At 62.6% G+C, this 25,983-nt stretch carries 21 protein-coding genes and 1 tRNA gene; 20 read left to right on the forward strand and 2 right to left on the reverse strand.

From position 1 onward, the window contains the following. The first annotated feature begins 11 nt into the window (after positions 1 to 11). From NOV21_RS09510 to pth, 17 genes are all read left to right on the forward strand, one after another. Positions 12 to 1,187, forward strand: coding sequence for an iron-containing alcohol dehydrogenase (locus tag NOV21_RS09510; protein ID WP_283170871.1), 1,176 nt, complete (start codon positions 12 to 14; stop codon positions 1,185 to 1,187). A gap of 647 nt (positions 1,188 to 1,834) precedes the next feature. After that, positions 1,835 to 2,896, forward strand: a complete 1,062-nt coding sequence (gene pheS, locus NOV21_RS09515; protein ID WP_283170870.1) for a phenylalanine--tRNA ligase subunit alpha — start codon at positions 1,835 to 1,837, stop codon at positions 2,894 to 2,896. A gap of 201 nt (positions 2,897 to 3,097) precedes the next feature. Continuing rightward, entirely contained in the window at positions 3,098 to 5,554 is a 2,457-nt protein-coding gene (gene pheT / locus NOV21_RS09520; RefSeq protein ID WP_283170869.1) for a phenylalanine--tRNA ligase subunit beta, read from the forward strand. A gap of 182 nt (positions 5,555 to 5,736) precedes the next feature. Continuing rightward, a complete protein-coding gene (gene modA / locus NOV21_RS09525; RefSeq protein ID WP_283170868.1) occupies positions 5,737 to 6,606 on the forward strand; it encodes a molybdate ABC transporter substrate-binding protein in 870 nt (289 codons plus the stop codon). A gap of 87 nt (positions 6,607 to 6,693) precedes the next feature. Next, the gene (gene modB / locus NOV21_RS09530; RefSeq protein ID WP_283170867.1) at positions 6,694 to 8,112 is read left to right on the forward strand and encodes a molybdate ABC transporter permease subunit; all 1,419 of its coding nucleotides are present in this window, start codon (positions 6,694 to 6,696) and stop codon (positions 8,110 to 8,112) included. After that, the gene (locus NOV21_RS09535) at positions 8,112 to 9,209 is read left to right on the forward strand and encodes a sulfate/molybdate ABC transporter ATP-binding protein (RefSeq protein ID WP_283170866.1); all 1,098 of its coding nucleotides are present in this window, start codon (positions 8,112 to 8,114) and stop codon (positions 9,207 to 9,209) included. The genes modB and NOV21_RS09535 overlap by 1 nt, the downstream gene beginning before the upstream one ends. 106 nt (positions 9,210 to 9,315) lie before the next feature. Next, positions 9,316 to 10,239 carry a molybdate ABC transporter substrate-binding protein gene (locus NOV21_RS09540; protein WP_283170865.1) on the forward strand — a complete coding sequence of 308 codons (924 nt, stop codon included), beginning with the start codon at positions 9,316 to 9,318 and terminating at the stop codon, positions 10,237 to 10,239. Between the two features lie 127 nt (positions 10,240 to 10,366). After that, complete coding sequence (gene moaA / locus NOV21_RS09545; RefSeq protein WP_283170864.1) at positions 10,367 to 11,380, forward strand: GTP 3',8-cyclase MoaA; 1,014 nt, start codon at positions 10,367 to 10,369, stop codon at positions 11,378 to 11,380. 162 nt (positions 11,381 to 11,542) lie between these two features. After that, positions 11,543 to 12,040 (forward strand): cyclic pyranopterin monophosphate synthase MoaC, encoded by a 498-nt coding sequence (gene moaC / locus NOV21_RS09550; RefSeq protein WP_283170863.1) that lies wholly within the window; start codon positions 11,543 to 11,545, stop codon positions 12,038 to 12,040. A 190-nt stretch (positions 12,041 to 12,230) separates the two neighbouring features. Then, the gene (locus tag NOV21_RS09555) at positions 12,231 to 13,037 is read left to right on the forward strand and encodes a YebC/PmpR family DNA-binding transcriptional regulator (RefSeq protein ID WP_283170862.1); all 807 of its coding nucleotides are present in this window, start codon (positions 12,231 to 12,233) and stop codon (positions 13,035 to 13,037) included. A gap of 220 nt (positions 13,038 to 13,257) precedes the next feature. Beyond that, positions 13,258 to 14,154 (forward strand): FtsB family cell division protein, encoded by an 897-nt coding sequence (locus NOV21_RS09560; RefSeq protein WP_283170861.1) that lies wholly within the window; start codon positions 13,258 to 13,260, stop codon positions 14,152 to 14,154. A gap of 224 nt (positions 14,155 to 14,378) precedes the next feature. After that, a tRNA-Leu gene (locus NOV21_RS09565) sits at positions 14,379 to 14,463 on the forward strand. A gap of 121 nt (positions 14,464 to 14,584) precedes the next feature. Beyond that, the gene (locus NOV21_RS09570; RefSeq protein WP_283170888.1) at positions 14,585 to 15,613 is read left to right on the forward strand and encodes a polyprenyl synthetase family protein; all 1,029 of its coding nucleotides are present in this window, start codon (positions 14,585 to 14,587) and stop codon (positions 15,611 to 15,613) included. A 10-nt stretch (positions 15,614 to 15,623) separates the two neighbouring features. Further along, positions 15,624 to 16,526 carry a peptidoglycan-binding domain-containing protein gene (locus NOV21_RS09575; protein WP_283170860.1) on the forward strand — a complete coding sequence of 301 codons (903 nt, stop codon included), beginning with the start codon at positions 15,624 to 15,626 and terminating at the stop codon, positions 16,524 to 16,526. A 22-nt stretch (positions 16,527 to 16,548) separates the two neighbouring features. Further along, the gene (locus NOV21_RS09580) at positions 16,549 to 17,559 is read left to right on the forward strand and encodes a bifunctional UDP-N-acetylglucosamine diphosphorylase/glucosamine-1-phosphate N-acetyltransferase GlmU (RefSeq protein ID WP_283170859.1); all 1,011 of its coding nucleotides are present in this window, start codon (positions 16,549 to 16,551) and stop codon (positions 17,557 to 17,559) included. A gap of 66 nt (positions 17,560 to 17,625) precedes the next feature. After that, a complete protein-coding gene (locus NOV21_RS09585) occupies positions 17,626 to 18,594 on the forward strand; it encodes a ribose-phosphate diphosphokinase (RefSeq protein WP_283170858.1) in 969 nt (322 codons plus the stop codon). 9 nt (positions 18,595 to 18,603) lie between these two features. Continuing rightward, positions 18,604 to 19,161 (forward strand): aminoacyl-tRNA hydrolase, encoded by a 558-nt coding sequence (pth, locus tag NOV21_RS09590; protein WP_283170857.1) that lies wholly within the window; start codon positions 18,604 to 18,606, stop codon positions 19,159 to 19,161. A gap of 311 nt (positions 19,162 to 19,472) precedes the next feature. Here the strand turns inward: pth and pyk are convergent, their stop codons facing one another. Further along, entirely contained in the window at positions 19,473 to 20,897 is a 1,425-nt protein-coding gene (gene pyk, locus NOV21_RS09595; RefSeq protein ID WP_283170856.1) for a pyruvate kinase, read from the reverse strand. Between the two features lie 79 nt (positions 20,898 to 20,976). Further along, entirely contained in the window at positions 20,977 to 21,987 is a 1,011-nt protein-coding gene (locus tag NOV21_RS09600; RefSeq protein WP_283170855.1) for a sugar-binding transcriptional regulator, read from the reverse strand. Between the two features lie 200 nt (positions 21,988 to 22,187). Between NOV21_RS09600 and NOV21_RS09605 the strand changes: the two genes are divergently transcribed. The 3 genes from NOV21_RS09605 (at position 22,188) to NOV21_RS09615 (ending at position 25,967) form a co-directional block, all read left to right on the forward strand. Then, positions 22,188 to 23,531 carry a RuBisCO large subunit C-terminal-like domain-containing protein gene (locus NOV21_RS09605; RefSeq protein ID WP_283170854.1) on the forward strand — a complete coding sequence of 448 codons (1,344 nt, stop codon included), beginning with the start codon at positions 22,188 to 22,190 and terminating at the stop codon, positions 23,529 to 23,531. A gap of 91 nt (positions 23,532 to 23,622) precedes the next feature. Further along, positions 23,623 to 24,726, forward strand: a complete 1,104-nt coding sequence (locus NOV21_RS09610) for a 2-keto-3-deoxygluconate permease (RefSeq protein ID WP_283170853.1) — start codon at positions 23,623 to 23,625, stop codon at positions 24,724 to 24,726. A gap of 29 nt (positions 24,727 to 24,755) precedes the next feature. After that, positions 24,756 to 25,967, forward strand: a complete 1,212-nt coding sequence (locus NOV21_RS09615; RefSeq protein WP_283170852.1) for a four-carbon acid sugar kinase family protein — start codon at positions 24,756 to 24,758, stop codon at positions 25,965 to 25,967. The last annotated feature ends 16 nt before the right edge of the window (positions 25,968 to 25,983 follow it).

Below are 25,983 nucleotides of genomic sequence, written 5' to 3' on the forward strand. Positions count from 1 at the left end.
AGGACCCCACCATGTCAACCTATTATTTCATCCCTACTCGTAATGTGTTCGGCGCAGGCTGCGTCCAGGAAGCGGGCGAGCTCTTGGCCAGCGTCGGCGGAAAGAAGCCTCTGATCGTCACGGACGCCTTCTTGGGTTCGTGCGGCATGGCGGATGACATCGCCAAGATACTCAAGGACGCTGGGCTGAATCCCTCCATCTTCGCAGGCGCCGAGCCCAACCCCACGGATAAGAACTGCGTCGCCGGCCTCGAAGCCTACAAGGCTGCGAAGGCAGACTCCATCGTCTCGCTCGGCGGCGGGTCGGCGCATGACTGCGCCAAGGGCATCGGATTCTTGGCTTCCAACGGCGGCGAGATCTACGACTACGAGGGCATTGACAAATCCACGAACACCATGGTTCCCTTGATCTCCATCAACACCACGGCTGGCACCGCATCCGAGATCACCCGTTTCTGCATCATCACCGATACGCGCCGCAAGGTGAAGATGGCCATCGTCGACTGGCGCTGCACGCCGCTGATCGCCATCAACGACCCCGAGCTGATGCGCGGCATGCCCCCTTCGCTGACCGCCGCCACCGGCATGGACGCGCTCACCCACGCCATCGAGGCGTACGTGTCGATCGCCGCGACCCCGCTCACCGACTCCGCCGCCCTCATGGCAATCAATATGATCGTCAAATACCTGCCCCAGGCGGTTGCCAACGGCGACAACATGTTCGCCCGCGATAAGATGGCATACGCGCAGTATCTGGCCGGCGCCGCGTTCAACAACGCGAGCTTGGGCTACGTGCACGCCATGGCGCACCAGCTGGGCGGCTACTACAACCTGCCGCACGGCGTCTGCAACGCGATCCTTCTCCCGTACGTCGAGGAATTCAACCTCATCGCTTGCCGCGAGCGCTTCGTCGACATCGCCAAGGCCATGGGCCTCTGCACCGAGGGGCTGACGGTCGAAGCGGCGTCCGACCAGGTGATCGGCGCGATCCACGATCTTGGGCAGCAAGTCGGCATCCCTGCCACCTTGGCGGACCTGGATGTGAAGCCCAAGGACTTCGATATCATGGCCGACAATGCGATGAAGGACGCCTGCGCCGCCACGAACCCGCGTCTGTACACCAAGCAGGATGTCATCGACATCTACCAGCGTGCATACGACGGAATCCCGATGCGCGTGAAGTTCTAGCGTAACGTTCCGATATCCTCCTGCGCCCGCCGCCCCTTCATCGCGGCGGGCGCTTGCGTTGCGCGGGTGCGGCCCGCATCCGATTCTGACCGGCTCTGGAATGTCTGCCGTCCAGATAGCGTACAAGCTGACTGCAGCGGGGGCGAACGGGACGACCGGATATGCCCATGATGCGGGCAAGGCACCGATCGCGTAGCGCGGGCAAGCAGGTTCATCGCGGTCAGCCGGGCGCGTTATGCCGGTAGATCGATAGCGAGCCGCGCGAGCGGCAGTCCGCACCGCGCGAGCCACGCCACCGATCTTGCGTGGAGAAATGCGCGCAAGGTCAAGGGGCGCGATTTTTGCGCTATACTCTCCAGTCACAACCGAATAGTGCAAAGGCTACGACGAAGACAGCGTCGCGACCACACGTGAAATCAGAGAAGGGGCCCGTCGGCTGGAAGGCCCCGGCAGCGTTCGCGGCGATTCCCTTCACCAGCTGTGCGGCGGAACGTGCCGGCCAGGCGTCAGTAGGTCGCATCGGGAGCTCCCGTTACAGGGCGAAGAGTGGATGCGGCACGATCCGCGTCAACCAGGGTGGTACCGCGAGAGCCCCTTCTCGTCCTTGGAGGCAAGGAAGAGAAGGGGCTCTTTTTGGAAGGAGAGCAATGGCAATCGTTGAAGAACTGCAGGCGTTGCAGCGCGATGCCCTGTCCGCGATCGCGGGGGCGGGTGCAAGCGACGAGCTCGAGCGGGTGCGGGTGCGCGTGCTGGGCAAATCCGGGAGCCTGACGGCGTACCTGCGCAGCATGAAGGATGTTCCCAAAGAACAGCGCGCCGAAGTGGGGAAGACGCTGAACCAGGTGCGCAACGTCGTGGAAGGAGCTTTGGCGGATAAGAAGCGTGTGCTGGAGGACGCCGAGCTTACCGCCGAGATAGATGCCGGTGCAGTGGATGTCACGCTTCCCGGGCGCGCCCAGCAGGTGGGCACCCGGCATCTGATCAGCCGCATCACCGACGAGATCTCGGACATCTTCCTGGGCCTCGGATACAACGTTGTCGCCGGCAACGAGATCGAGACCGACTACTATAACTTCGAGGCGCTGAACACCCCTGCCGACCATCCGGCGCGCGGCATGCAGGATACCTTCTACGTGGTCGATCGCTCTGGCGACAAAGCTGCCGTCCGCGGCGAATCCGACGTGCTGCTGCGCACCCAGACCAGCGGCGTGCAGGCCCATGTGATGGAGGCCCAGAAGCCTCCCATCTACATCATAGCCCCGGGCAAGGTGTACCGCCGCGACGTGGCCGACCCCAGCCACCTGCCGCAGTTCAACCAGGTCGAAGGGCTGGTCGTGGACGAGGGCATCACCTTCGGCGATCTGAAGGGGACGCTGGAGTATTTCGTCAAGCAAATGTTCGGAGAGGATCGCAAGACGCGCTTGCGCCCGCATTACTTCCCGTTCACCGAGCCTTCGTGCGAGGCGGATATCAGCTGCGGCATCTGCGGCGGCGAAGGCTGCCGCTTCTGCAAGGGCACCGGTTGGGTGGAGGTGCTCGGCGCGGGGCTGGTCGACCCCAATGTGTTCGCCTATGCGGGCATCGATCCCGAAAGGTATTCGGGATTCGCTTTCGGCATGGGGGTCGAGCGCATCGCCTGCCTGAAGTACAACATCCCCGACCTGCGCATGCTGCTCGAAGGTGACATGCGGTTCCTGAGGCAGTTCTGATGGTTCCGCCGTTTTCTAGCGAACTGCCGATCCGCTGTCGTTGCGGCCGATTCTGCCGGCACTCGAGGCGCGTGTCGGAAGCTGCTGCGTTGGCGAAGCCAACTTGGACTTCCGAGCGGGCCTCAGCCACTCGCCAGAATCGCCCTCGCTGACTTCCTTGGGCGAACCTATTTTGTCAATGATTGTAGAAAGAGCACTCTCATGAAGGTATCTTTGAAATGGCTTTCCGCTTACGTCGACGTGCCGGCGGATACGCATACGTTCTGCGACAAGCTCGACTTGACTGGCACGGGCGTGGAAGGCGTCGATGAAAGCGGTGCGCAGTTCACCCACGTCGTCATCGGGCGCATCGCCGGCAAGGCAGCGCATCCCAACAGCGACCATATGTGGATCACCCAGGTGGACGTAGGCGGAGCGCATGTGGGACCCGACGGGAAGCCCGAGTTGCTCCAAATCGTCTGCGGCGCGCAGAACTTCAACGAGGGAGACAAGGTGCCCGTGGCCATGATCGGCGCGGAGTTGCCCGGCGGCAAGATCAAGAAGAGCAAGCTCCGCGGTGAAGTGAGCATGGGGATGAATTGCGGGCCGGAGGATCTGGGCTTCGAAGGCGATAACAGCGGTTTGATCATCCTTCCCGAAGACGCGCCGGTGGGAATGGACTACGCCCGATACGCAGGCCTATCCGACCGCATCCTCGATCTCGAGATCACGCCGAACCGCCCCGACTGCCTTTCGATGGAGGGCATGGCGCGCGAGGTGGGGGCCATGTACCGCATCCCGGTGAAGGACGCCACCGAAGGCTTCGATCTCGTCGAGGGGGTCGATTCTGCAGCCGATCATGTGCGGGTTGAAATCGTCGATGCCGGGCGGTGCCCCCGCTACACGGCGCGCCTGATCAAGAATGTGAAAGTGGGGCCCAGCCCCGCGTGGCTGGCCGAGCGGGTCGTTGCCGCTGGGGCACGCTCGATCAACAACGTGGTCGACATCACCAACTACGTGCTGTTCCTGTTGGGCCAGCCCCTGCACAGCTTCGACTTCGACAAGGTTGCCGGCGAGGACGGCATCGCGCGCATCGTGGTGCGCCCCGCCCGCGATGGCGAGACCCTCGAGACCCTGGATGGGGAGGTGCGCGAGCTGACCGACGACATGACCGTCATAGCGACGCCCCAGCGTCCCATCGCCCTGGCGGGCGTCATGGGCGGCATGGATTCAGAGGTGGACGATGCGACGACGAATATCCTGCTCGAAGCCGCCACCTTCAGCCCGTCGCATACGAGCCGCACGAGCCGCAACCTGGGACTCATCAGCGAGTCGAGCATGCGATACGAGCGCAAGGTCGACCAGATGGCGATTGCGCGCAACGCCGATTTCGCCGCGGCCCTGATCGCCGATGTATGCGGCGGGGAGGTGTGCCGCGGCCTGGTGGATGTCTGGCCCGTGCGCGAGGAACCCGTCGTCAACATCTACCGGCACGAGCGCTGCTGCGCCATGATGGGCGCTCCCATCCCCGCAAAGGAGGCTGTGGATATCTTGGAGCGCCTGGGATGCACGGTCGAAGCCCTGAACGGCCCCGAATACCGCGTGACGTCGCCCAGCTTCCGCCCCGACCTGGAACGCGAAATCGACCTGTACGAGGAGGTCCTGCGCCTCTACGGCATGGACAAGGTTCCCAGCACGTTGCCGGGGGGGCGCGGCCGCATCGGCCATCGCACGTGGAGCCAGCAGATCCTCTCCAAATTGCATATCACGATGCGCGCGAGCGGTGTGAACGAGACGCAGACCTACGCGTTCGCGAACCCGCACGATCAGGAGCAGCTGCGCATGCCCACCGGGGACGGCGAGGAGGCGGTCGAGCTCATCAACCCGATCAACGCCGACCAATCCGTCATGCGGCGAAGCCTCATCCCCGGGCTGGTGCGCAGCGTCGCCTACAACCAGAACCACGGGATCGCCAACATACAGCTGTACGAGGTGGGCAACGTGTTCGCCGTCCATGAGGGGAAGAAGGTTCCCAAGCAGCGCGAGAAGCTCGCCTGCGTGCTCGCGGGCGCCATGGGCGAAGGAGGCTGGAACCAGGCACGGCAGCCGTTCGATTTCTTCGATGGCAAGGGCGTCCTCGAGAGCATCGCCCGAGAACTTGCCCTTCCCAAGGTGCGCTTCAAGGCGCTCGACGCCGATGCCGCCCCCTGGCTTCAGCCCGGCCGCGCGGCGGAGCTGATCTCCGCCGGCGCCGTGATCGGCTGGGTGGGCGAGATCCATCCGCTCGCCGTGTGCGCCTTCGATGCGCAGGCGCCCGTCGTCGCTTTCGAAATCGACTTGCAGACGCTTGAGAAGCGCGCCCGTTTCGAACGCGAGACGTACGAGATCCCCGAATTCCCCCCGGTGACGATGGATGTTGCCTTCGTGGTGGACGAAGATGTGACGGCGGAGCGCGTCATGCAGGTCATGGGCAGTGCCGGCGGCAAGCTGCTGGGCGGCGCGCACCTCTTCGATGTGTATCGCGACGAGGAACGGCTCGGCGCGGGCAAGAAGAGCATGGCGTTCGCCTTGCGGTACCAGGCGCTCGACCGCACGCTTTCCGGGGACGAGGTCGAGCGCGTCCACGCGAAGCTGGTGCAGAAGGTCTGCAAGGCGACGGGTGCCGAGGTCCGCTCGTAGCGGGCCTCCGCACAAGATCGCGAAGCGCGCGGATGAAGGGGCGTTGGAGACAACGCCCTTTTCCGTTCGACATATTATCCGAAAATGGGAATATTTCCCATTGCGACAGTATGATTCAACGAGTACCATATGTGAGACGGAAAGGCGCGAAGTGCGCTCTTGCGATAGGGGGAAGGAACCATATGAAGAAATCGATGAAACTGGTCGCCGCAGCACTCGCCTGTGCGGCGCTGCTTGCCGCGATGGCGGGCTGCTCCAGCTCCTCGAACACGTCTTCCAGCTCTGCGACAAGCAGCGCGGCAGCGGATAAGGTGGAACTCCAGATCTTCGCCGCGAACTCGCTCGAGAAGGCACTGCCCGAGGTGCAGGCGCTCTACACGAAGGCGCATCCCGAGGTCACCTTCGCGGACACTCAGTTCAAGGCGTCCGGCGATCTGGTGAGCCAGTTGCAGGCCGATGCAACCGCGGCCGATATGCTGATCACGGCGAGCACGGCAACGATGGACAAGGCAGTGCAGAATTCGTCCATCGACGAGGGAACGCGCACGGACATGTTCAAGAACGACCTGGTGGTATGCGCTGCCGAGGGCAGCAGCATCACCGTCAGCAGCCTTGACGACCTCGTCGGCGACAGCATCAAGAGCTTCGCAATCGGCGCCCCTGCCTCCGTGCCTGCCGGCAAGTACGCCGCTCAAAGCCTGGCGTCTGCGGGCTTCCTCTCCCTGGGCGAGGACGGCACCACCATGAACTGGCAGAACCCCACCGTTGAGGAGAAGTGCAATGCCGGCGCCGACAAAGTGGGCACCGTGGCCTCCTACGTGAAGGAGGGCCAGGTCGATGTCGGGTTCGTCTACAGCTCCGACATCTACCGTTACAGCGGCATCAAGGCCATCTACACCACCCCGGCCGATAGCCACAAGGCCATCAAATACCCGGGTGCCGTCACCGCGCAGTCCGCGCACGCCGAGGCGGCTGCCGACTTCCTGAACTTCTGCATGACCGATGCCGGCGCCCAGAAGGTCTTCAGCGAGTACGGTTTCGAACTCATGTAATCGCCGCCGCCCGCAATCGCGCGTGCGGTAGTGGGGAGCGTCGGCGCATGCCGGCGCTCTTCTTTCGTCTCGAACAAGGATTTTCAGATGGTGGTACGACAGGCGCACTCGAACAAAGCCTTAGCCGCCGCCCTCGTGGGCGTCTGCATGCTGCTCTTCGCGGCCCTTGCCCTGCCCTGCACGGGAGTTGCGGAGGAGGCGGGAAAGAACGTCACGACCGCATCCGGGGTGATCGTGCCCGCGAGCTCGGTTTCCATCGATTCGAATGCCGATGTGAGCATCCGGGTATCGGATGGGGCGGACGCCGCTGTGCTCTCGACGGCCGATTTCGGCATCGGCGACTTCGTCCGGCAGAACAAGGGCACGAACCGTTCGACCGACGGGGCTTACCATGGCTACCAGTACACGATGTCGTCGCGTGACGCCTTCTCCGTGGTGAACACCCAGGGCGCCACGCTCGTGCACATCCCGCGCGACGTGGCGGACGGGTTGGGGATCGATATCTCTGACGAAGGATTCCAGTCGAAATTCCTGATGACATTGGCGGCGCTCGACCAGCGGGCGAGCCGCGGCGGAGTCCTGTTCCCCGACTTGAACAACACGTACCACTTCACGAGCGAGGACACGCTGGCCGTCGGAGAGTACACCTACCGGTTCGGCGTGGAACTCTCCGAGGGGGTGTACTACGCCACCGTCACGAAGGCCGGGTCGGAAGATGGGTCGGGCGGCGCGGTGTACATGGAGACCGGCGTGCTCGCCCCCGCCTCGGAAACCGTTGTGGAGGAGACGCCGACCGGCTTGGCGGCCCTGCAGAGGTTCTTCGAAGGGCTGGACTGGAGCCCCTTGTGGGTGAGCCTGCGCACCACGGGGGTTGCCATCCTCGTCATATTCATCCTGGGCCTTCTGGCGGCGTGGCTCACCTTGCGCGTTTCAGACCGTGCGAAGGGCATCCTGGATACGCTGTTCACCATCCCCATGGTGCTTCCGCCCACGGTATGCGGCTTCCTTCTGCTGGTGTTCTTCGGGACGAGCGCGCCCACCGGGCGATGGTTCATCGCGCACGGGATCGATATCGTCTTCACGTGGGAGGCAGCTGTGATCGCCTGCATCGTGGTCGGGTTCCCCCTCATGTACCGCACGGTCCGCGGGGCGTTCGAGAACCTCGATGCGAACATGCTCGACTGCGCGCGCACGCTCGGCTGGGGCGAGGGGCGCATATTCGCGCGGATCATGCTCCCCCTCGCGTGGCCGTCTATCGCTGCTGGAACCGTGCTCGCGTTCGCCCGGGCGATGGGTGAGTTCGGCTGCACGCTCTTCTTCGCCGGCAACTACGCGGGCATCACGCAGACCATCCCCATCGCCATCTATTTCGACTGGATGGCGGGCAATACCGATGCGGCAATCTTCTGGGTCATCGTGGTCATCCTGGTCTCGTTCCTCGTCATATTGTTCATCAACGTGTACACATCGCGCACGCAGCGGTATAAGAGGCGTTTGGGGGAGTAATGAGCCTGCATGTCGACATCAAGAAGGAGCTGGCGTCGTTCGATTTGGAAGTGCAGCTCTCCGTGGAGAACGAGACGGTGGGCCTGCTCGGCGAAAGCGGATGCGGCAAGAGCATGACCATGCGCTGCATCGCCGGCATCGAGACGCCCGACGAGGGGCGGATCGTCGTGAACGGAATGACGTACTTCGATTCCGGCGCGGGCGTCAACCTTTCCCCGCAGGAGCGCAAAACCGCGTTGCTGTTCCAGAACTACATGCTGTTCCCGCACATGACCGTGGCGCAGAACATCGCCGCGGGCATCGGCGACGACGCCGACGCCAAGGAGCGCGCACGCGTTGTCGCGGAGGAAGTGGAGCATTTCAGCTTGACGGGCATGGAGAAGCGCTACCCCTTGCAGCTCTCGGGCGGGCAGCAGCAGCGCGTCGCTCTGGCGCGCATGATGGCCGCGCGTCCCGGCATCCTCATGCTCGACGAGCCGTTCTCGGCCTTGGATGCGCATCTGAAGGCGCTGCTCGAGCAGAACCTCGTGTCGCTGTTCGGCGAATACGATGGCACCATCCTGTACGTGAGCCACGACATCGACGAGGCCCTTCGCTTCTGCGATCGCATCGCCGTGATTGAGGACGGGAGCATCATGGAGGTCAACACCGGCCGCGGCCTGGTGTCCCAGCCCGAGAGCCTGGCGGGCATCAAGCTATCGGGGTGCAAGAACGCGCACTCGGTGAAGCGGCTGGACGGCCATCGCTTCTATTGCCCGGAATGGGGTGTCGAACTGGAGACGGACGGCCCCATCCCGCCCGATGCGAAAGCGTTCGGCGTGCGCGCGTTCTATTTGCAGCGTGCCGAAGGGCCGGGGCGGAACGTATACCGCATGCACGTCGACCGAACGAGCGATTCGCGTTTCGAGCGCACGGTGCTTTTGAGCTTCATGGACCGCAAAGATCCCGACCGCAGCCACGGGGAGATGGGGGATCTGCGGCAGCACCTGTACTGGCGCGTCGATATGCTCAAGGAGCCCAGAGGTAGCTGGCCCGAGCGAGGCGACGAGCTGTATATCCGCATCCCCCCCGAATGCCTGTACCTGGTGAGCCGGTGATGTTGCGGGACGGCGGCGGTTTGTATGTTGGTAACAATTGGACCCACCTCGGTGCGCTTCCGCTATCATTACCGAAACCGGTTTGGGAAGACGGAGGAGCATCGTCATGAAGAAGTTCGCAAAAGCGCTCGGCCTGATCGCGTGCGCAGCGGCGTTCTGCGTGTGCGCGCTTGCGGCATGCTCTTCCTCGAATGGCAGCGCGACCAGCTCGCCCACCAGTTCGGTCGAAGCCGATACAACTTTGACGGTGGAGCTCCAGGTATCGGCCGACAGCGCCTTCGCGCGTGCACTGCTGGAAATCGAGCAGCTGTATTCCGAAACGCACGAGGGGGTCTCGTTCGCAGAGCCCCAGTTCTCCCAAACGGAGCAGTCTCCTTCGAAAGGCGTGGTCGCAAGCACCGTATCGAAGGCGGACGGCGATTCGGCGCACGCCGACATCGTGATCGCGGGCTCCAAAGCGAAGATGAACGCGCTTGAGCAGGAGGGCGCCATCCAGGCGAGCACCCGATTCGACCTTGCGCGGAACCGCCTGGTCATCGTCGCCGCTTCCGACAACGACTCCGTGACCGTCTGCACGCTGTCCGACATCGTCAACGGATTGCATTTCGTGGCCTTGGGCGATGCCGACGTGGCTTCGGGCGCCTCGGCGCGCGAAGCTCTTTCCACCGCCGGGGGGTATGCCTTCCAAAACGGCGGTTCCGCTTCCGATCCATCGTCTGAAGCGGGGTCGTATTCCGGCGCCTTGGCGGAACCCGGCGTGGTAACCGAATCGCCGACGACGAGTGCGGTTTGCGAGAATGTGCGGAAGGGCGTCTGCGATGTGGCGCTTGTCTACGCCACGGACGTGTATCGCTACGGTTCCCTGAAAATCGTGGGGGCGGTTGACGCATCGGCATATGCCGCGGTCGACTACCCGGTTGCGGTCTCCCAGGATTCTGAGCACATGGACGAGGCGGAGGCGTTCCTATCCTGGTGCGCGACGAGCGCCGATGCGCGCGAGATACTCCAGAAATGGGGCTTCACTCTGTAACGGTTCGAAGTCGGTGCCGCATCGCGGAGATCGATGGATTCGGTTATCGATTAGTATCCTCCGAAAGAGATTATTTACGGTGAAGGACGAAAGCGATGAGCGCGATTCGCGATGAGAAGGTGGCCTGATGAAGGATACTTTGGGGAGGACGATCGATTACCTGCGCGTCTCCCTTACCGACCGCTGCAATCTCAGGTGCATCTACTGCATGCCTGCGGAGGGGATCGCCCAAGTCTCGCATAATGACATATTGCGCTTCGACGAGATCGTGGAATTCATCCGCGTGGCGGCCGGGCTGGGCGTGCGCCGCATCCGTTTGACCGGGGGCGAGCCCCTCGTTCGAAAAGGCGTGGTCGGCCTCGTGGGGGAGATTCGCGCCATCCCCGGCATCGAGGATATCTCCCTCACCACGAACGGCATCCTCTTGGCATCGATGGCCCATGATTTGAAAGTCGCCGGGCTCGACCGCGTTAACATCTCCCTCGACACCCTCGATCCCGAGAAGTACGCAGCGGTGACGCGCGGGGGCGATGTGAAGCGGGTGCTCGAGGGCATTGAGGCGGCCTTGGCTGAGGGTTTCGACCCGGTGAAGATCAACGCCGTCGCCGTGCGCAGCCTCGATCAGGATTTTTACGAATTCGCCCGCATGAGCTGCGACCGTCCCCTGCACATGCGCTTCATCGAGTACATGCCCGTGGGGGATTCCGCAGGATGCAACGGGTCGGGCTGGGGTCCGCAGGATGTTGTCAGCTGCGACGATATCCGCTCTCAGATCGATGGGGCGGCGCGCGCGGCGGGACGGCATCCGCTCGTGCCCGCGTCGAATGGGAGCGCGCCCGACGGGGGCGGACCTGCGCGCTATTGGAAGTTCCCCGGCGCGTTGGGAACGGTGGGCTTCATCAGCCCGCTTTCGAATCATTTCTGCAGCCGGTGCAACCGGGTCCGGTTGACGGCCAAGGGGGGGATTCGGCCCTGCCTGTTCAGCGATGAAGAATATCCCGTGCGCGATGCGCTTCGGAACGGTTCGGAAGAAGAGGTCCGGGCGATCCTCATCCGCGCCATCGGCGCCAAGCCCGACGAGCACCATGAAGGGGGCCATGCGAACGCGACGGAGACGAATATGAACGCCATCGGGGGATAATCGCATTCCCCGGCACACATGACACATGACTGACGGCACATGTGGACAAAGGGACACATGGACAAAGGAGCCGTAGACTTTTGTCACGTTGGTTCCCCAAGGGACAAAGGTACCGTAGACTTTTGTCGGCATGACAGATGACTTCGAAAGGATATCCGAACAGTGGAACACGTACTCTCCCATATCGATGAAAAAGGCGAAGTCCGCATGGTGGACGTTAGCGCCAAGGCGGATACGGTTCGCATCGCCGTCGCCGAGGGCTTTATCAGCATGCAGCCGACGACGCTCGATCTGATCGTCGAGGGGAAAGCCGCCAAGGGCGATGTGCTCGCCTGCGCACGCGTGGCGGGCATCATGGCGGGCAAGCAGACCAGCAGCATCATCCCCATGTGCCATCCGCTGCTGATCACGAAGTCGAAGGTAGACTGCGCGCCGGTCCGTGCGGGCGAGCGTGGGGACGGCCGGGTGGGCATACACGTCGTGGCAACGTTCGGGGTGACCGGGAAGACGGGCATCGAGATGGAGGCGCTGACCGCCGCAAGCGTCGCCTGCCTGACGATTTACGATATGTGCAAAGCCGTCGACCGCGGTATGGAGATCATGGACGTGCGCCTGCTGGAGAAGGATGGCGGCAAATCCGGGCTGTGGCGGCGGGGGTAGCGCACACGCTTCCGCTCCGATCCATCCCGACCCGGTTTCTCGATTCGTTTCCTGGGACCTTCTGCCATGTGGGTATGCTGAAGAACCCGTGCGGATAGCGCCGGGCTTAACCGCCTATGGTAAACTTAAGAACTGCGCTTTGCGCGCAGGCGTAGGGCAAAACGTTCTCGAGTATTTGAAGGGAGTGCTAATGTCAGGGCATTCTAAGTGGGCGACCACCAAGCACCGCAAAGCGGCGCAGGACGCCAAGCGTTCGGCGCTGTTCGGCAAGCTTTCGCGCAACATCACCGTTGCTGCCAAGGAGGGGGGCGACCCGAACCCCGACAATAACGCATCCCTCGCGGCAGCCATCGAAAAGGCGAAGGGCTACAGCCTGCCCAAGGACAAGATCAAGACCGCTATCGACAAGGCGTTCAGCAGCAGCAAGGACGCCGCGTCATTCGAGACCGTCGTGTACGAAGGCTACGGTCCCGCGGGCGTCGCCGTGTATTGCGAGGCGTTGACGGACAACCGCAACCGCACCGCCGCCGATGTGCGCAGCGCCTTCGCGCATGCCAATGGCAACCTCGGCACCAGCGGTTCCGTGGCGTTCATGTTCGAGCGCAAGGGTCAGATCCGCGTTCCGAAGGAAATCGAGGGCACGGGTAAGAAAGAGGGCATGAAGCCCAACGGTCCCGCTGCCGATGAGGACGAGTTCATGATGGCCGTTGCGGAGGCAGGCGGCAATGATTACGAGGACGCAGACGACTCCTGGATCGTCTACACCAACCCGACCGACCTTATGTCCGTGAAGAAGGACCTGGAAGAGCAGGGCGTTGAGACCCAGGGAGCCGAGTTCGTCATGGAACCCACCACCCCGACGCAGGTGAGCGTGTCCGACGCCAAGAAAGTCATGCGCCTGATCGATCGTCTGGAGGAGCTGGAAGATTTGCAAAGCGTCTTCCACACGATGGACGTCACCGACGAGATCGCCGAGGCGCTTGCCGCCGAGGACTAGGCTCGCTTCTCACATCTCATCGCAAAGAGGACCCCGCCTGGGCATCGCCGCGGGGTCCTCGTGCGTTTTCCGCCAGGAACGGTTTCAAGGTCTTTTTCGTGGAAGCGGCCCCTGCTGGGGGAAACCACGCGGTCGGGGGTCGAGGGCGCGTGCTATCATCGGGGAAGCATACAGCAGCAAACGAACCCTAACCATCCCATCACTGCGAGGAGCTTTATCCGTGACCCGTACGGCCCGCATCGTCGATTTCGAAGAGGCGCGCTCCGCGTCGCGCCGTTCCCATCGGACGCGCGACGATTCCGCAGGTTCCGAGAGCCTTCATCGCGATGCCTCGCGTGCGGTGATGCCCACCGCCCGCCCCCTGGCGCATCAGCGCGAGGACAGCCGCGAGCATGCCCGCGTCGCTCCTAACCGCGATGCCCGCAACCGGGCGGTCCACGGGGGCGAAGCCGCCGGTGCCCGGCGCGGATCGCGGCCGCCGCGTGTCTCGGACCGACGGACCGTTGCGGGGACGCTGAAACAGCGCCAGCACGATGCGCGGAAGCGCAAGGCGGACCGTGCGTTCGACCGGACGGTGAAATCGGATGCCCCGGCAGCCGAATCGGGCCCGCGGCCCGCCGTGTACCGGGGGCAGATGGGGGCGACTCATCGGAAGAGCTCGCGCATGCGCACCCAGCAGGAGGCGGTCGCGCGGAGCGTCGCGATTCCCCACGCGGGCACCGGATCCGTTTCCAACGTGCCTCGTTTCGCGAAGATCATCGGCGCCATCGCGGCGTGCATGCTGATTTGCGTCGCTGCGGTGTACCAACCTGCGCATGATTACTATGTCGCCGTGCGGGACGAGGCGAAAGCCCAAGCTCAACTCGAGGTACTCAACCAGCAGAACGAGCTCTTGAAGCAGGAAGTGGCGTATCTGTCCTCCGATACGGGCATCCAGGATCAGGCGGCCCTCAATTACGGTTGGGTGCAAGAAGGGGAGAACCCCGTCGTCGTCACCGGCGTCACATCGGAGGCGAATCCGTTGGAGCCGGCGAACATCGCGTGCGTCGCGGCGGTTAAGGCGCCCGACACCTGGTATTCGGGTTTCCTCGACCCGCTTTTCGGGTACAGCGGGTGAGCATCCTGCCTCCGGGACCGTGCAACCGCGCATCCATCGCCGATTCGCCGGGCCTCGCGCAGCATGGTGGGAAACGGCATGGTGGCGGGCCGCACATTCTCTCGCACGGCCGCGGAGCGCAAGATTTACCGATTTACCGAGATTTACCGAAGTAGTGGGAATTTCCCTGTCGTGGCGGTTGCGCTGCTCAACGTAGTATCATAAAAAGTTGCATCATGCCTTGCGGGAGCGTGGCGAAATTGGCAGACGCAGCGGACTTAAAATCCGCCACCTTCGGGTTTGTGGGTTCGAGTCCCACCGCTCCTACCAGATGCGTGCATCGCATGCGGTACGATTCGGGGCTTCCCGCCCGGCCGCATGCCTTTAAGGGAAAGAACCGAAGGAGTTCGGCATAGTGACAGACGAAAGCGTTCGCTCCATTCGCGACATCATGGCCTCCGCCGAGAACCAGCCGACGACATTCGAAGAGTACCTGGCGACGTACGCCCAGCCTGTGGGCGAGCTCATCAACAGCTATCTGCCGCACGGGACCCACCCCGATATGGATGCCTACCTCTATGACCCGCTGATGCGGTTCAGCCAAAACGGGGGGAAGCGCCATCGTCCGCTCATCTGCCTTGCGGCGTGCCAGGCGGTCGGGGGCGACATCGAGCGCGCCATTTCGGCCGCGGCCGCCATCGAGCATTTCCAATCCGCCGCCCTCATCCATGACGACATCGCAGACGAGGGGGAGCTCCGCCGAGGCGCTCCCTGCATGCACTTGACCGAAGGCGTCGGCATCGCCATCAACGTGGGCGATTTGGCGCTCATGCTGGTCAACGGCACCGTCGCGCGCGATGCCGTCCTCGACGATGCAACAAAGGTGCGCGTGATCACCGAGCTGACCGAGATGACCAAACGCACCGTGGAAGGCCAGGCGATGGACCTCGGATGGGCGCGCGACGGGCGTTACGACATCACGCCCGAGGACTATCTCGTCATGGCCACCCATAAGACCGCCCACTATTCGGGGGCCGTGCCCTTGGCCGTGGGCGCGATCGTCGGCGGCGGCACCGAGTCCGAGATCGAGGGCCTGCGCAACTACGGCTTGGACACCGGTCTTGCCTTCCAGATCCAAGATGACCTGCTGAACCTCGTGGGGAGCGCGGAGTCCACACGCAAGGATTTCCGGACGGATATCACCGAGGGGAAGCGGACGCTGTGCGTGGTCCACGCCCTGCGGCATTCTCCGCATGCGGCGCGTTTGGAGGAGATCCTTTCCAGCCACGCGAAGGACCGCGACGTGCTCGATGAGGCGGTGCAGATCATGCGGGATTCGGGCAGCATCGAATGCGCGCGCGTCTACGCCGAGAACCTCACCAGCATTGCGAAGAATCGCCTGGTGGGCATGATCGGGCCCTCCAGGGCGCGCGATATGCTCATCTCGATGGCAGACTGGTTCGTGAACCGCCTGCATTAGAAGGAGCCCTATGGACACCATTTCTCTGAACGATAGCGGCGCGGCCGTCGAGGACGTGCAGCGCAAGCTCGCCAGCCTCGGGTTTCTGGAAGAAGGCCAGGTGACCGGCCATTACGACCAGGTGACCGCCGCCGCCGTCGCGGCATTCTGCGGAAAACGCAAAATCCCGCCCTCATTGGAGGTCGACGAGAAGGTGTGGGCCGCCCTGCTGGATGCATCGTTCCGGATGGGTGACAGAACGTTGTTCTTGCGCATGCCGTATTTTCACGGCAACGACGTGGAGCAGCTGCAGACCGCCCTGGGCGCCCTGGGGTTCGCGTGCGGCGAGGATGGGATCTTCGGCGCGCATACGGAGGCCGCCCTGCGCAAATTCCAGATGAACATGGGGCTGCCCAATGACGGCATCGCCGGCGCGTTCACCTACCGCGCCATCAACAACCTGCATCATTCGTGGGTGGGCAAGCCCGCGCCGCACGCCGCGGTGCATGTGGGGTTCGCCCGCGCCGCCGACGTGCTGGAGCGCAACGCCCTGTGCCTGTTCGGCACCGACGAATTCACCCGCAGCGTCGCTGCGCGCATGAGCAACCTGGCGCTTGCCACCAATCCCAACAGCAAGATCCTCAGCGCCGAGAACCTGCTGGTCGCCCCCGATGGCGGCATGCTGCTGGTGCATATCGTCACCAGCGAGGCGGATGCCGAGCCTGCGGTGCCTTTCGTGACGTACGACGAGGAAAGCACCTTGGCGCTGCGCCTTCGATCGGCCATGGGCGCGGTCGTGCGCACGCCGGGCCGCTTGGCGGTGTGCCTGCCGGGCGTGCAATGGGAGGACGCCGGCGAGGTCCGATCCGCCCAGCATTACGCGATCACGCTGCTCGACGCGTTCTGCAGCGCGCTGATCCCCGATGAGGAATAGCCTTGCGAACAGGAGGGGCACGGTGAAGGCAGAAGCTATCATCCTCGCCGCAGGCAAGGGCACCCGCATGAAATCGAAGCTTCCGAAGGTGGCGCACCGGCTTCTGGGAAGGCCGCTCGTCCGCTGGGTGGTCGAGGCCGCCCACGACGCCGGCGTCGAGCGTCCGGTATGCGTGCTGGGCCACGGGATCGACATCGTCAGGCCGCTGGTGGAGCCCGATTGCGCGATCGCCGTCCAGCCCGGAAGGCTGGGCACGGCGGATGCCGTCGCATCGGCGCAGCCGCAGTTCGACGGCGCGAAGGGAAGCCTGCTCGTGCTTTCGGGCGATTGCCCCCTCATCACGGCGGAGACGCTCACGTCGCTCGTGGCGGCGCGGGAGGAGTCCGATGCCGGCGCGGCGGTTCTGACCATGCGGATGGACGATCCAGCCGGCTACGGCCGCATCCTGCGCGATGGCGCAGGCGAGGTGGAGCGCATCGTGGAGCAGAAGGATTGCACTCCCGAGCAGGCGCTGATCAACGAATGCAACTCCGGATTCTACTGCTTCGACGCCGAACTGCTCTTCGACGCGCTTGCCAAGGTGGACAGCGACAACGCCCAGGGTGAGTTCTATCTGACCGATGTGGTCGAGATCGCCCGTGCTGCGGGGTGCGCCGTTGTGGGCGTGGAATCATCCGATCCCGCGGAATGCCTGGGCATCAATACCCGGGTGCAGCTCGCGGAGGCGCTTCGCATCATGCGGGACCGCATCAACCTGCGCTATATGCTGGCGGGGGTCACGCTGTGGGATCCGCAGAGCACCTACATCGGCCCCGACGTCCGCATCGCGCAGGACGTCGAGGTGCTGCCCCAAACGTTTTTGCTGGGCGATACCTCTATCGGGGCGGATGCGACGATCGGGCCGAACGCGTACCTCGTCGATTGCACGGTCGGGGCGGGATGCGCGGTGCACGACGCGCGGCGGGTCGGCGCGGCCCTCGCGGAGGGAAGCGTGTGCGACATGCATTCACATTGTGAAACTGGCGCCAAATAGGATCCACGTGCGATAATCGATGCCAAGCGCTGTCGCGGCACAGCGATGGAGAAGAAAGGGAATGCAATGGCCGAAATCATCCCCATGCCGAAGCACATCAAGGTGTTCAGCGGCACGGTAAATCCGGAATTGGCTGAGCAAATCGCCAGCGAGCTCGAGCTGAATCTGGGCAAGGTGAAGATCGAGAAGTTCGCCAACGGCGAGATTTACGCCCGCTTCATGGAGAGCGTGCGCGGATGCGACGTGTTCATCGTGCAGAGCGTTGCCGGCGAGCACATCAACGACGCCTTGATGGAGCTGCTCATCATGATCGATGCGGCCAAGCGCGCCAGTGCGCGCACCATCTCCGCCGTGGTCAGCCATTACGGCTACGCTCGCCAAGAGCGCAAAGCCGCTTCCCGCGAGCCCATCACCGCCCGCTTGGTCGCCGACATGCTCACCGTCGCCGGTGCGACCAACATGATCACCGTCGATCTGCACCAAGACGCAATCCAGGGCTTCTTCGACATCCCCGTCAACCATATGACCGCGCTCGACCTGTTCGCCGATTACTTTCGGGCCAAGAACTGGAACCCCGAAGAGGTGTGCGTCGTTTCCCCCGACGTGGGGCGCGCCAAGGCGGCGAAGAAGTTCCAGACCAAGCTGGACAGCGACATCGCCATTATGCATAAGGACCGCCCGCGGCACAATCAAAGCGAGATCACCGCGCTGATCGGCGATGTGACGGATAAGATCTGCATCATCAACGACGACATGATCGACACGGGCGGAAGCCTGTGCGCGGCCGCCGATACGTTGATGGCGAAGGGCGCTCGCGAGGTGTACGCTTGCGCGACGCACGGCATCTTCAGCGGCCCCGCGTATGAACGCATCGCGCAGTCGCAGATCAAGGAAGTCGTCGTCACCAATGCCGTGCCCGTTCCGGCCGATCGCTGCGGCGACCATATCAAGGTGCTGTCCGTCGCCCCCTTGTTCGCTAAGACCATACAACGCGTTTTCGAGTACGGCAGCGTCGCGGCCCTCTTTCCCGACTAAGAGGCGCTCGTGTATCTCATCGTCGGCCTGGGGAACCCAGGCGGGGAATACGAGCATACGCGCCATAACGCCGGCTTCGACACCGTGGACATCCTCGGCGCCGAAGCCGGTGCGCGCTATTGGAAGAGCGAGTGTGGCGCGCTGACCGCCAAAGGCGTGCTCGCGGGCGAAGATGTGGTGCTCGCCAAGCCCCAGAGCTTCATGAACACGAGCGGGGGGCCGGTCAAGCAGCTCTGCAACGCATACGGAGTCGCGCCCGATCACCTTATCGTCGTCCATGACGATCTGGATATCGCCCCCGGTTCCATCCGCGTGAAGTTCGGCGGCGGCCATGCGGGCCATAATGGGCTTCGCAGCATATGCGACAAGCTGGGGACGCGCGACTGGTTCCGCATCCGGTGCGGCATCGGGCGCCCTCCTGGAAGGATGCCGGTGGCGGACTTCGTGCTCTCGCGCCCGCGGCGCGAGGCAGAGGACGAGTTCGAGCAGACGTGCGGACTCGCGGCGGAGGCGGTCCCGTACCTCATACGAAACGGCTTGGACAAGGCCCAGCAGGAATTCAATTAGCGGACAAGCCGATCATTGGAGTCTAGCTCCGACAATATCTCGTGGAGGCCGGGATTGCTTCATCGACGAGGGTTCTCATGTCGCCTGTCGGCAGGCCGGAAGGGCTCGATAGCGGGTTTAACATTGCCGATGCCCCATCCTCAACGAGGTCGGGTTTGAAGGGGTCGGGACAGCTTCGAGACCTGCTGCCCCCCAAGTTTCTGCCCCACGATGGTGGAGTTGTCGGCGAGCGTGAGGGGGAATGCCGTTCCTCTCGCTAGTCGTAGATGTCGCACCGCTTGGACGTGTTCGCGGCCCATCCCCGTCGTCCCTTAGAAGTGAATCTTGCTGACGGTTTCCAACTTGATCATGTTGGTGGTGCCCCCTTGGCCGATGCGCCCGCCGGTGAGCACGATGTCGTCCCCGACCTTGAGCCCCAAGATCTTCACCACCTCCTGCATGGCGTGGAAGAACAGCACGTCAAGCGATTCGTACTCGGGGCACAGCATGGGCAGTACGCCCCATGAAAGCGAGAGCTTGCGGTAGGTCTTCTCGTTCGTGGTCATGCCGATGATCTGCACCGGGCAGCGGAAACGGCTCACCATGCGCGCGGAAAGCCCGCTGATGGAGTTGATGACCATGCACGCCGCCCCCAAATCGACCGCCATGGAGCATGCGGAGTGCGAGAGGGCGTCCAAATTGCAGCTGATGGTGAAGTCCATATGCCTGAACTTGCGCGCGTAGTCGATGCGCTCTTCAGTGTACCTCGCGATCTCCGCCATGGTTTCCACAGCTTCCACGGGATGCCTGCCCGCTGCCGACTCACCGGAAAGCATGACCGCCGAGGCACCGTCGTACACGGCGTTTGCCACATCGGAAATCTCTGCCCTGGTGGGGCGCACGTTGGTGATCATCGATTCGAGCATCTCCGTGGCGATGATGACGCGTTTGCCCAGCATCCGACACTTCGAGACGATCTCCTTCTGCACCGAGGGCACCGCCATGAAGGGGATCTCCACGCCCAGATCGCCGCGTGCCACCATGATGCCGTCGACAAACTCGGAGATCTCCTCCACGTTCGCCACGCCGGACTGGTTCTCGATCTTGGCGATCAGATCGATCTCCGCGCCGCCGTTGTCGTCCAAAAAGTCGCGGATCTCCTTCGCGTCGTCTGCGGTAGAGACGAAGGATGCGGCAACGAAGTCAACGTCGTTTTCGATGCCGAAGAGCAGGTCGGCCTTGTCCTGCTCGGAGAGGAACTCGTTGCGCATAAGACGCCCGGGAAAGTTCATGCTCTTCGTATCGGACAGCATGCCGCCCGCTTCCACGACGGTTTTCACGTCGCTGCCTTCAACTTGAACGACCTTGCAAATGACCAGGCCGTCGTTCACCAGAATGCGGTCGCCCGGCTCCAAGTCGCGGGCCAGGCCCTTGTAATTCACCGATACCCGGGAGGCGTCGCCTTCTATGTCGTCTGTGGTGAAGGTGAACTCCTGACCGTCTTCGAGCGTCACCTCATGGCCAGCGAACGTGCCGATGCGGTATTCGGGCCCCTTGGTGTCCAGCATGATGGCCACGGGCAGGCCGAGCCTCTCGCGTACGCTCTTCACCGCGTTGATCTTCTCCAGGTGCCCTTCGTGCGTGCCGTGCGAGAAATTCAGTCGCGCGACGTTCATGCCCGCCTCGCACATACGCGCGAGCACATCCTCCGACTCGCTTGCTGGCCCTATGGTGCAGATGATCTTCGTCTTGCGCATGTATGCTCCTCTCTGTTTTGCGACCTTGCGTGCCCGCTCGCAATGGTGTGCGTATGCAGATCGATTCGGTACCGCTTGGTTATCTCTGGCTCCTCTGCTCTTCTTCATCGATGATTCGGAGAATCTCCCTCCCCAAGTCGCTGTCGACGATCAGCGTGTCGATGAAGTTGCCCTTCGCCGCGCAACGCACCCCGTAAGCTTTGTCCGTCCCCGAGGCTACGGTGACCTTGTTGGGAATTCTTTTGAATTGATCGGTTTCAATCGAGATCGTGCGATCCCTCAGCGGCGTGTCGCACTCGTTCCCATCATGGTTGAAGAAGCGGATGGCGATGTCGCCCACCACGTTCTGCCCCCGCAAGCGTGCCACGTCTTCCGGTGGGATGAAGCTCGGCTCCGCAAGGATGGTGGTGGTCTTCGGATAGAACACGCCGATGCCGTTGATGGCGATGTTCACCTTGTCGAACATGTCGAACACGCCGGCGATGCTCTTCTCCCTTTTCAGCACCTTCACCGTCTCGGGCGAGTCCATGAGCGTCTCCGTCAGCAGCACATGCATGGTGCCCGAGAACGCCTTTGCAATCTGGCTTACCAGGACGCGCACGTCCCATTCGGGCACGCTGCTGGCAAGGGATCCGTGCAGCGTCACGAAATCAGCGTTCACCTTTTGCGCGGGATTCAGGTACCCGATCATGGCGCATACGGTGCTGCCCCAGGTGAAGCCGATCACGTCGTTGTCGGTGATGATACGCTGCAGGTAGCGGGCCGCTTCGAGGGCGACTAGGTTCTTCACGTTGTCGCTTTCGCCGGTGGCGCCCCCGGGTTCCAGAGACACGGCTGGGGCGATGATGACGTCGCTGATTCCCAACCTCTCCTTCAGCTCCGTTTCAAGGTCCAGGCATTCCACCAAGGGGTCGCGGATGACGAACTCGACGATCTTCTCCGCACGCGCCTTCTGGAGCAGGCGGGAGACAGTGGTGATGGAAATCTTCAGCACCTTCGCAATCTCCTGCTGGCTCTTCCCCGAGATGTAATACATATACGCTGCGCGAAGGACGAGCGACGTCGATTGATCATATTTGTTCGTAGGCACGGGCGATCTCCTGACTCCTTAGTCTTATCACGGTTGCAAATTATTTGACATGTCGAAAATATTTTCAATGCCTCTGAGATGAAATAATTTTCAATCTAGTAAAATATTTTCATCCTCTATATAGTCATACCCACAAGGCGCCCTTGATATCAGCCGAACTCTACGAAAAGCAAGCGTTCGTTCCATCAGGAGGTAATGAGATGATCCAGCAGAACAGGTTTTACAACACGTTGCTCAATCCGCTTTACGAAGGCTGCCAGATCGACGATCTGTGCGTCGCAACCTATCTGGTAGGTGCAGCCAAGGAAGAGGGCGCCATTCTGAAAGCTGTCAGCATCGGCATCGAGCAGACCACCGGTTCCTGGGTGGACGTGCCCGCCGAGACCGACGAGATGCGCGCCAAGTACGCGTCGAAGATCATCGGCGTTTACGAGGTCCCGAACTACGAGAACCAAGCCAACGTCAACCTCGACGTCGCCCCCGACGGCATGCGCTTCTACATCATCCGCATCGGCTATCCCGTTGCCAACATCGAAGACAACATCCCGCTGCTCATCGGAAGCATCGCCGGCAACATCATGTCCATGCCGTTCCTGAAGCTGCTCGACATCGACTTTCCGAAGAAGTTCGTCGACGCCTTCCAAGGCCCGAAATTCGGTATCCAGGGCATCCGCGACATCCTGGGCGCCCCGGAGCGTCCGCTGCTCAACAACATGATCAAGCCCTGCACTGGCTATACCCCCGAAGTGGGCGCCAAGCTGTTCTTCGAAGCTGCGGCCGGCGGCGTTGACATTATCAAGGATGACGAGCTTATCGGCGGCAACCGCGAGTTCAACAAGCTGGCCGACCGCGTGAAGCTGAACATGGAGGCCGTTGAGCGCGCCAAGGACATCAAGGGCGAGAACACCATCTACTCCTGCAACATCACCGACGAGGTCTCCCGCCTGAAGGAAAACGCCATGACCGTCATCGAAAACGGCGGCAACATGATCATGATCGACATCCATGGCACCGGCTACTCCGCATGCCGCATGCTGGCGGAAGACCCCGACATCACCGTGCCCATCATGGCCCACTCCTGCTTCAACGGCGCCTTCACCGCCTCCCCCTACCAGGGTATGAGCTCCAAGGTCGTCAACAAGCTGGTGCGTCTGAGCGGTGCCGACATCTACCTGACCCAGCCGCCCTACGGCAAGTTCGACAACACGTTCGACAACTACATCACCAACATCAACGCCTCCCAGGCGAAGTTCTACGACCTCAAGCCCATGCTTCCCTTCGTGGGCGGCGGCGTCATCCCCGGCCTGGTTCCCCAGTTCGTGGACGACTGCGGCTCCGACGTGCTGCTGGGCGTCGGCGCCGGCATCCATGCCCATCCGATGGGGCCCCGCGCCGGCGCAATCGCGTTCCGCGCTGCCATCGATGCGGTCATGGAAGGCGTCAACCTGCACGAAAAGGCCAAGGGCTGCGAAGAGCTGCAGGTTGCCATCGACAAATGGGGAATCTACGGCGAAGACCATAGCAAAGACCTCTACGCGATCTAGGATAAGCTGATGGAATAGGAGGGGCTCGAATCGACTGTCCGAAAGACGGACGGAAGATCGGCCCCTCCTTCAGTTAGAGGAGGACTGAACCATGATCATGCGATTTATCAAGAGGGTACCGGCCGGCATGATGGTCGTGCCCCTGCTGCTCGGCTGCCTGATCAACACCTTCTTCCCCCAAGCCCTTCAAATCGGCGGCATCACCACCGCCACGTTCTCGAGCGCCGGATCCAGCTGCATCCTGGGCATCCTGCTGTTCTGCATGGGCACCAACCTGCAGGTGAAGGAGATGCCGGCGGTGCTCAAGCGCGGCGGCATCCTGCTGGTGTCGAAGTTCGCCATCGGCGCCATCCTGGGCATCCTGGTGGGCACGATCTTCGGCCCCGCCGGCGTTCTGGGGCTCACCCCGCTCGCCATCATCTGCGCCGTCACCAACAGCAACGGCAGCATCTACTTCGCCATCTGCCAGGAGTACGGCGACGACAAGGACCAGGCTGCGTTCGCCCTGCTCGCGCTGAACGACGGACCGTTCCTCACCATGGTCGCGCTGGGCTTCAGCGGGCTGGCGAACATCCCCTTCATGAATCTGGTCGCTGCCCTGATCCCCATCGCCCTGGGAATGCTCGTGGGCAACCTGGACCACGAGTGCCAGAAGCTCTTCGGGCCGCTCGGCAACGCGGTCATCCCGTTCGTCGGTTTCGCCCTGGGCGCCGGCATCAACCTTCAGAGCGTTATCGCTGGCGGCCTGTCCGGCGTGCTGCTCGCCTTCGTCGTCATCTTCGTCGGCGGCTTATTCATCCTGTTCTTCGATAGGATAGTGGGCAAACGACCGGGTTACGCGGCGTGGGCCGTTGCGACGACGGCAGGTAACGCCGTTGCCGTGCCCGCCGCGGTCGCCTCCGCCGACGTCGCGCTGGAAGGCGTCGCCACCATCGCCACCGTCCAAGTTGCCGCCTGCACCGTCGTCACCGCCATCGTGGTTCCGCTGCTGGCCAGCTGGTGGGCCAAGCGCTACGGCTGCCTGCGCATCCCGCAAGGCACCCATGGCGTGGACAAGATGTACCTGGGCCATCCGTATAATCCCGAAGCGGAGGTAGCGGCGGAACTCATTGCCGAAGCCGAGGAGGAGAAGGCCGAAGAGGAGGCTGCCGCGGTGGCGGCAGCGAGCGTTGAGAAAGGTCCCGGAAAAGACTGACCGATTCCACCTTCCAAGAGGGGGCGAAGATGAACACGTATCTGATAATCGCCGACGACTTCACCGGAAGCTGCGATGCCGGCGTGAGCATGGCAAAGAACGGCATCGAGGTGCACGTTGTCTCCGACCCGAACAAGATGATCGCGGGGAAATCCTACGTGATCGACACGGAATCGCGCAACATCGATGCCGAGCAGTCCCGCCAAGCCGTCACGATTGCGGCGAAGGCCGCCAAGGAGCTTGATTTCGATTACTATTACAAGAAGGTCGACTCCACGCTTCGCGGGCACATCCGCACCGAGATCAGCGCCATCACCGACGTGCTGGACATCGACCTGATTGTCTTCAACTCGGCCTGTCCCGACGCCGCGCGCACGGTGACGGATGGCAACCTGTATTTCAACGGCATCATCCTGTGCGAGACGGAAATCGCCCTCGATCCGTTCTTCCTGTGCACCGAGAGCAATCTGGCAAAGATCATCGGCCCCTGCGTCGACGGTTCCGTGCAGAGCTTCGACCTGAAGAGCATCCGCAGCGGGCAGATTGCATGGGACGGTTCGAAGGCCATCACCTTCGACACCGAAACCAACGATGGCATCGATAGGATCGTCGAGTATGTGCTGACGCTGGGGAAGAAGGTGCTGTTCGTCGGGTCCGCGGGCATGGCGAACAGCCTGATCAAAATCGTCAACCGCCCCAACCCTGCGCTTGCGTTGGTGGGAAGCATCAGCGACACGTCGCGCGCCCAGGTGCGATTTGCGGAGGAAAAGGGCGCCCAGGTGGTCAAGCTGGACATGCGCGGCCTGATGAAGGACGGCAGCCCCGAGCGCTTCATCAGCCAGGCGCTCGACAGCCTGAAGAGCGGCTACGACACTGTCGTGTGCTCGGCGTACGACTACCGGGATTACCTTGACACCGTGAAGGTCGCCCAGGAGCTGGGAATGACCAAAGAGCAGTCGTCGAAGCGGACCCAGGCGATCTTGGGCGAGGTGGGAACCGCAATCGTCTCCCAGTTCGCCGTGTCCGGCGTGTTCCTGACCGGCGGCGACACCGCCATCAGCTTCATCGGCCAAGCCGATTCCGACTCGTGCGAGATCCTGTCCGAACCGCTTCCCATCATTCCCCAGATCAGGCTGGACAGCGGCATGTTCGCCGGCCTGAACTGCATTGCAAAGGGGGGCTCCATCGGCACCCCCGAAACCATCGATTACTGTTTCAACTATCTCAAGCAGCATCAGTAGAAACCAGGAGGAACCA

It is taken from the genome of Curtanaerobium respiraculi, assembly GCF_024609215.1.
GTDB classification, from domain to species: Bacteria; Actinomycetota; Coriobacteriia; order Coriobacteriales; family Eggerthellaceae; genus Curtanaerobium; species Curtanaerobium respiraculi.

Bases quoted from the DNA above. Each gene is read 5' to 3' on its own strand.
- NOV21_RS09615 (WP_283170852.1), top strand. From the start codon at position 24,756: ATGAACACGTATCTGATAATCGCCGACGACTTCACCGGAAGCTGCGAT.
- NOV21_RS09585 (WP_283170858.1), top strand. From the start codon at position 17,626: ATGGCCGAAATCATCCCCATGCCGAAGCACATCAAGGTGTTCAGCGGC.
- NOV21_RS09605 (WP_283170854.1), top strand. From the start codon at position 22,188: ATGATCCAGCAGAACAGGTTTTACAACACGTTGCTCAATCCGCTTTAC.
- NOV21_RS09535 (WP_283170866.1), top strand. From the start codon at position 8,112: ATGAGCCTGCATGTCGACATCAAGAAGGAGCTGGCGTCGTTCGATTTG.
- NOV21_RS09510 (WP_283170871.1), top strand. From the start codon at position 12: ATGTCAACCTATTATTTCATCCCTACTCGTAATGTGTTCGGCGCAGGC.
- modB (WP_283170867.1), top strand. From the start codon at position 6,694: ATGGTGGTACGACAGGCGCACTCGAACAAAGCCTTAGCCGCCGCCCTC.
- modA (WP_283170868.1), top strand. From the start codon at position 5,737: ATGAAGAAATCGATGAAACTGGTCGCCGCAGCACTCGCCTGTGCGGCG.
- NOV21_RS09610 (WP_283170853.1), top strand. From the start codon at position 23,623: ATGATCATGCGATTTATCAAGAGGGTACCGGCCGGCATGATGGTCGTG.
- NOV21_RS09540 (WP_283170865.1), top strand. From the start codon at position 9,316: ATGAAGAAGTTCGCAAAAGCGCTCGGCCTGATCGCGTGCGCAGCGGCG.
- pheT (WP_283170869.1), top strand. From the start codon at position 3,098: ATGAAGGTATCTTTGAAATGGCTTTCCGCTTACGTCGACGTGCCGGCG.
- NOV21_RS09555 (WP_283170862.1), top strand. From the start codon at position 12,231: ATGTCAGGGCATTCTAAGTGGGCGACCACCAAGCACCGCAAAGCGGCG.
- moaA (WP_283170864.1), top strand. From the start codon at position 10,367: ATGAAGGATACTTTGGGGAGGACGATCGATTACCTGCGCGTCTCCCTT.
- pheS (WP_283170870.1), top strand. From the start codon at position 1,835: ATGGCAATCGTTGAAGAACTGCAGGCGTTGCAGCGCGATGCCCTGTCC.
- pyk (WP_283170856.1), bottom strand. From the start codon at position 20,897: ATGCGCAAGACGAAGATCATCTGCACCATAGGGCCAGCAAGCGAGTCG.
- NOV21_RS09575 (WP_283170860.1), top strand. From the start codon at position 15,624: ATGGACACCATTTCTCTGAACGATAGCGGCGCGGCCGTCGAGGACGTG.
- NOV21_RS09570 (WP_283170888.1), top strand. From the start codon at position 14,585: ATGGCCTCCGCCGAGAACCAGCCGACGACATTCGAAGAGTACCTGGCG.